This window comes from Streptomyces sp. NPDC058632 (assembly GCF_042717095.1).
Lineage (GTDB): Bacteria > Actinomycetota > Actinomycetes > Streptomycetales > Streptomycetaceae > Streptomyces.
The window spans coordinates 1-5,830 of sequence record NZ_JBHXQZ010000173.1 but is presented as its reverse complement, the minus strand read 5'-3'; the positions used below and the strand labels follow the sequence as shown (position 1 = coordinate 5,830).

Sequence of the window (5,830 nt, the reverse complement as noted above, 5' to 3'; positions counted from 1 at the left end):
CCACGGCTGGGACGCGGCCCGGATCACGGAGGCGGACCTGCCGGCGGTCCGTCAGCTGATCGCCCCAGTACGGAGTTCTCGCTGAGAGACCTCCTCGCCCCCGGCCCGGAACTGACACCGGTCCAGCAGATCCAGGTGCGGCTGAGCGGAGAGGACGGCCGACTGCCGTCCGGCGAACCGACGCCGCCGCGGCAGCCCCTGGTGGCGTGCGCGCACGCGGACGGCGGACGGCGGACGGCTGGGACGAGGCAGATCGTCGCGACCGCGGCGGCGCGGAACCTCGGCGTCGAGGTCGTCGTTCCGGCGGACCCGGCGCGGGATGACGCCGAGCCACTGGCGGACCTCGCACTGCTGCTCCTGCCGCTGCCGGAGGGCGGTTTCCGGATCGGGCTCCGTCAGGGATTCGCGAGGAGCAGCAGGGCGAGGGCCGGCCTCGGAACCGGGGCGGGTGTGAGGAACCCCGTCGTCCGATTCCCGCATGCCAGGGGGACACCGGCAAGGCTCCCCGTCGGCCCGGCGCATCCGATTGCCCGCACGGTGAACCGGGAACCTCCGTGCCTCGTTGGGCTGTTCGGAGGCGTACGCATTCGGCCGGCAGGTGAACCGTCGCACTGTTCCGGGCGTTCACAGGAACGGACGCACAACCGACAACCACGGCGCGCGGAGCCCGCGACGGGCATCCCACCTCGCCGTCACGAGACGTGCTCCTTCCCACCCCCTCCACCACCAAGCCCCGGCGTTTCCGCCGGTCCGACCATGAAAGGGAACACCTGTGAACGGTTCACGGCTTCGCCGCGTCCTGCTGTCCGCAGCAGTGCTGGCCGGCGCCCTGGTGACGCTCAACGCCCCGGCTGCACAGGCCCACTACAGCGAGTGTCCCTCCGGGCACTTCTGCATCTGGCAGCACAGCAGTTACGAAGGCCGCTTCTTCTCGAGCGACCGTGACACACCCAACGTCGGCAGCTACATGAACGACCGCACGACCTCGTACTGGAACCGCAGCAACCGGGTCGTCTGCCTGTACCGGCACGAGAACTACGGTTACGACCTGGGCTGCTACGAGCCGGGGGCCTCCTCCCCTGCCATGCAGATCTACAACGACCAGCTGACGAGCTTCCGGTTCGGGTCCGCGTAGACCCCGTCCGCCGGCCCGTCCGCGGATCCTGCTGAGACCGTCCAGCGCCATTCTTGAGGGCGTTGATTCCGTTGACCGCCGCTTGCCGCGACCACTGCTGCATGGCCATGTCGGCCTCCTCACGGTGAAATCGAATGCCCGTGGCAGGTATTGCCGTTCGGGCACACCCGCGCGACGCACACCGACTGCGACCATCCGCCACGTGGAGGACGCACGTAGAGGACAGGCCCCGGGCGCTCGAGCGCGATGCGCAGGAGCGCCCGGGGCCTGTCCTGCGCCGATGCCGCGGTCGGCCGGGAACGGCGGTCCTCCGGGCCGGGGGACGAGGTCAGCCGCGCCGCCAGGTCTGGTTGACGGTGCCGGTGCAGGGCCACAGCTTGACCGGCGTGCCGTTGGCCTCCTTGCCCCACCACACGTCGGCGCACTTGTTGCCGGCCTTGAGCGACACCAGGTCCTCGGTCGCGTTGATCTTGAACTTCTGTCCGGCCGACCCGTTGCACCGCTGCAGCCGGATCGCCGTGCCCTTCTCCACCGACCCGCCGTCCAGCCCCATGCACAGGTCCTCGCCGATGCGCAGGGTGCGGTCGTTGTCGTGGAAGGACCAGATCTGGGCGCCTTGCGAGGCTCCGCAGGGCTGGACGACCAGTTCCGCCCCGGCTCCCCGGGAACTCGCGGTGAGGCACTTGCCGGTGGCGGCGCTGACGATCCGGGCGGCGGCGACGGTGACCGTCTGGTCCGTCTTCCCCTCGGTCCGCTGGGCCGGCTCCTTCGCCGTTTCCTCCTCCTTCTTCTTCTGCGAGGCGGCCTGCGGGCTTGCGCCGTCGGCGGCGACGGCAACGGAGTCGGAGTCGGAGGCGGAGGCGTCCGGGGACGCCTTGCCGTCCTCCTTGCCGTCGTCCTTGCCGTCGTCCTTGCCCTCCTCCTTGCCGTCCTTCGCCTCCTTGCCGTGCTTCCCCTCGTCGCCGTCCTTGTCCTTCGACGAGCCGGCCGGAGCGTCGTCCTTCGGGGGCTCCGCGGCGTAAACGCCCGGCGGCTGCTGTGCCTCCTGACCGTCGTACAGCGCCCGGGAGTCGGCAGCCACGGTGGCGTGGTCCTCGGGCTGCTCGTCCCGGTCGTTGCCGGCCACGATCAGCAGCGGTACGGCGAGCAGGACCACCCCGGCGATTCCGGCGGCGGCCAGCATGGGGGCCTTCGGCCGCCCCGGCGCACCGTCGCCGTCACCGTCACCGCTTCCCCGCCCGGCTCCGCCGGACCGGCGGGCGCCGTCGGGTACGGCAGCCAGCCCGGCCAGGGTGCCTGCGGCGCCGCCCGGTGACGCGGTGCGGGCCGGTGTGGCGGTGTCCGCCACCGTCTCCGGCCGTTCCCGGCGGTCCGTGCCCGGTTCCGCGGCCTCTTCCCGTGCCTCCGGCTCGTTCGCGGCCGGGGCCGTCCCGGACTCGACCGTGGCAGTGGACTCGACCGTGGCAGTGGAGGGGGTCTGCGCCTCGCCCCGGCCGGTCCCGCCGGCCCTTCCGGTGCCTTCGGCGGTGGCGGCGTTGGCGGTGGCGCCGGTGGCGGCGTTGGTGGTGGTGGTGGCGGCGTTGGCGCCGGTGGCGCCGGTGGCGGCGTTGGTGGTGGCCGCGCTGCGCCGCGGGGCGGGCCTCAGGGACTGCCCCACGTCGTCGCCCACCGGGGGCAGCACCACCGCACGGCGGACCGGTAGCCCGCCGTCGGTGCCGGCCGGGCGGGCGGACGCGCCGCCGCCTGACCTGTTCTGACGTGACATCGCTCGTTCTCCTTCGCTCTCAGGGTTGTCTGCCGCGTGGCGGCCGCACGCTCGCGGCGCCCCGCGGCCGGGGCACGGTGCCGGGTTCAAAACACCACCAGCCTCCGCCGGGCGTGGACGGCTGCTGCACGAAGAGCGTTCCGCCGGGGGTGATGAGCACGGCCCCGTCCGGGGCGATCGCCTCCCGGCACGGCGCCGCTCCGGGAGAAGAGGGACGTCCACCGGCCGACGCGACGTTCTCCCCCGCACGAGGCCGGGCGGTTCCCGCGTCGGGCCCGGTCCGCTCGCCGGTGGTCCGCTCGCCGGTGGTCTGCTCGCTCATCGTCTCCTCACAGTCCTGGACCGGCCCGGCAGGTCCCGCGCCGCCCCGGTCGCCCGGCCGCGCACCCGCCGGCCGGGAATCCCCGTCTCCGCCCCCGCCGGAGCGTCACCTGCTGTCCGGTGGGGTGCCGGGCACCGTGACGCGGACGGGCGGGGGACGGAGAGGCCGGCAGGTACGGCAGGGCCGGTGGGTACGGCTCCGGGCGCAGGGGAATCGGGCGGCCCCGCGCCGTCTTCGTCCTCATGGACCACCGGCATGGACCACCGATCGGGGCACCACACTGCGCACGGAGTGCCGCCCCCTCGTGTCTACGACGGCGGAACCGGATCGGTTCACGGCCACTGCGGCACTGTAGCGGGAGCAGGTGACAGGACCGTGCCACCGGTGCGCCCGCGGCCGGTACCGCCGGGCAGTGGCCGGCGAGACGTCCGCGATGTCACTCCACCGGCCCGCGTGTGCCCTCCCGGTCACCTTTTCTCCGTTCCGCAGCGCATTACAGTGCCGCCCCGGCCGGCCATCGCCGCGGCCGGGGCGGGCGCGGCGATGACCGTGCCGGTGGGGCTCCGCAACCTGCTGACGGTGGACCTGTCCGGCGTCGGCGGCCATGTCGCGTTCGTTGGCGGTCCGCAGAGCCGCAAGAGCACCCGGGTCCGCACCCTGATCACGGTGCCGGTGCTCCCCCACACCCCGAACGAAATGCATTTCCAGTGCCCTCCGGTGCCGCATCCGAAGGACCGGAAGGCCGCATTCGCCCCGCATCAAACGCACAACCGCGCCGCACAACAGCGATTTCGCTCATGCGCGCATTCGGAGATCCGCTCCCGCCGCCCGAATGGGCACACACCCGAAAGTCGGCGGATTCCTGTGCACGGCGAGCCGCGGGGTGACGGCCCGTCACCCCGCGGGTGCGTGCCGTCAAAAGACAAACCCGTCTGCCACCCTCGCGATGACGCGACAAGAAGACGACAAGGTTTGGCCAAGCCCTTCCGGAGAGTGTTGTCCCACTCTCCTGCCCCCGGCGGGAGACACGCCACAGAACCACTGGAAGACGATTGGTCACCACCCATGAACGGGACTTTGGAGGCAGGGACCGCCGCCCCTGCCCCGGGCCGGACGCACACCCGGCGCTCCTCGTCGGACGTCGGCTGCGACGCTTTCATCCGGATGATCTACGATCGGTACGGTCCCCTGCTCCTGCGGTACGCGGCACGGCTGCTGGACGGAGACTGGCACAAGGCGGAGGACATGCTCCAGGAGACGGTGTCCCGGGCCTGGAAGCACGCCCACTACCTGGGCACTCGCGACGAACTCGTCCGGCCGTGGCTCTTCACCGTGGTCAGGAACCTCGTCATCGACCATCACCGCTCCCGGCAGATCCGGCCGCTCGAACTGATGCCGGTCGAGGAACTCGACGCCGCCTGGGAGACCCCGGAGGCCCTGCTCACCCTCCATGTGGTGCTGGAGGCACTGCAGGAGCTGACGGAACAGCAGCGGACCGTCATCAGGCTGATGTACTACCTGGAGTGCAGCGTGGCCCAGGCGGCCGAACACCTCGGCATCCCGCCCGGCACCGTCAAGAGCCGCGCCTTCTACGCCCTGCGAGCGCTCCGGAAGGAACTGGAGCAGCGAGGGGTCGTCGGCGCGTGACGGCACGGTGCCGGGCCCGCCGGTCCGGCACCGTCCGCACCGCGCGCCTTCTCGACCGGCTCATGCCCCAGGACGCTCCACCCTTGACCATCGAAGCCGACGCCGGAGGAATGGCTGTGCACTGCGAGCGCATCAGGAAAGAGCTGGCCGTCCGGGCCCTGACCGAAGGCAGGAACGGAGGACTGGATGCGGGTGGCGCCGAGCACCTCGGCCGTTGTGCCGACTGCGCAACCGAACAGGACCTGCTCGCCGAAGTGACTCAGGTGCTCTCCCATGTGGGTCTACGCGCGTTCGAGGGCATCCCTGCGCCCGGCTGCCGCAGATGACGAACAGTGAACGGCCCACCGCGCCGGACCCTGGTGGGAGATGTGGGCAACGGGGCGGGCCCCGCCGGACGTCCGGCTGGTGACTGACCTGCTGCACGATGACGACGTGCTGGGCCTGGCCTGGGAGCACGCGGTCACCGCCGCCAGCAGGGCGTTCCCCCGGCCGCCTCCCTTTCCGGAGGCTCCGCCCGTCCCCTGTACGCGCCGCTGGTGCCGCCCAACGCCCTGACCGCGACCGTGCTGCGCAGCCGACCCGGCATCACGGCGGCGCCGGACCGACTCGGCGCGCCGACCCCCGCGGTGCTGGTGGTCGGCTCCTGGGGGATCGGCCTGGCGACGGTGCACGACGCCCTGTCCGAACCGGAACGGCGCCACCACGCCGAGAGGGGCGTGGCGGCCGAGACGGTCTCGCTGCTGTTCGACGCCGACGGCACACGGCGCCGGGGCGTGAGACGGACACCGCGTGGAAGGCGTCGACCTCGGTGGTGCGGGCGTGTGCCCGAGCCGCCATGAAGCGCTGGGCGGCCACGGGGATGTTGTGGTCCTCGGTGGTGACCAGGGACCAGGAGGGGATCGTCCTCCAGGCGGCCCGGGTGGACTTCTCCTCCAGCGCGGCCGCGGCGATCGGGCGCTGG

5 protein-coding genes and 1 pseudogene are annotated in these 5,830 nt (G+C 72.3%); 4 read left to right on the top strand and 2 right to left on the bottom strand.

The features are described from left to right. The first annotated feature begins 772 nt into the window (after positions 1–772). On the top strand, positions 773–1,135 hold the full coding sequence (locus ACFWVE_RS34530; RefSeq protein WP_384023080.1) for a peptidase inhibitor family I36 protein: 363 nt from the start codon (positions 773–775) through the stop codon (positions 1,133–1,135). Between the two features lie 328 nt (positions 1,136–1,463). On the opposite strand, the gene ACFWVE_RS34525 is transcribed toward ACFWVE_RS34530, so the two are convergent. Beyond that, positions 1,464–2,900, bottom strand: coding sequence for a ricin-type beta-trefoil lectin domain protein (locus tag ACFWVE_RS34525; RefSeq protein ID WP_384023077.1), 1,437 nt, complete (start codon positions 2,898–2,900; stop codon positions 1,464–1,466). Between the two features lie 1,486 nt (positions 2,901–4,386). Between ACFWVE_RS34525 and ACFWVE_RS34520 the strand changes: the two genes are divergently transcribed. The 3 genes from ACFWVE_RS34520 (at position 4,387) to ACFWVE_RS34510 (ending at position 5,708) form a co-directional block, all read left to right on the top strand. After that, entirely contained in the window at positions 4,387–4,869 is a 483-nt protein-coding gene (locus ACFWVE_RS34520) for a sigma-70 family RNA polymerase sigma factor (protein WP_384023074.1), read from the top strand. Between the two features lie 83 nt (positions 4,870–4,952). Continuing rightward, the gene (locus ACFWVE_RS34515) at positions 4,953–5,195 is read left to right on the top strand and encodes a hypothetical protein (protein ID WP_384023071.1); all 243 of its coding nucleotides are present in this window, start codon (positions 4,953–4,955) and stop codon (positions 5,193–5,195) included. Between the two features lie 210 nt (positions 5,196–5,405). Next, positions 5,406–5,708, top strand: coding sequence for a hypothetical protein (locus ACFWVE_RS34510; RefSeq protein ID WP_384023069.1), 303 nt, complete (start codon positions 5,406–5,408; stop codon positions 5,706–5,708). On the opposite strand, the pseudogene ACFWVE_RS34505 reads toward ACFWVE_RS34510, so the two are convergent. Beyond that, positions 5,602–5,830 (bottom strand): annotated as a pseudogene (locus ACFWVE_RS34505) (alpha/beta hydrolase); the annotation flags it as partial. The gene ACFWVE_RS34510 and the pseudogene ACFWVE_RS34505 overlap by 107 nt on opposite strands.

Bases quoted from the DNA above. Each gene is read 5' to 3' on its own strand.
- ACFWVE_RS34525 (WP_384023077.1), bottom strand. From the start codon at position 2,900: ATGTCACGTCAGAACAGGTCAGGCGGCGGCGCGTCCGCCCGCCCGGCC.
- ACFWVE_RS34520 (WP_384023074.1), top strand. From the start codon at position 4,387: ATGATCTACGATCGGTACGGTCCCCTGCTCCTGCGGTACGCGGCACGG.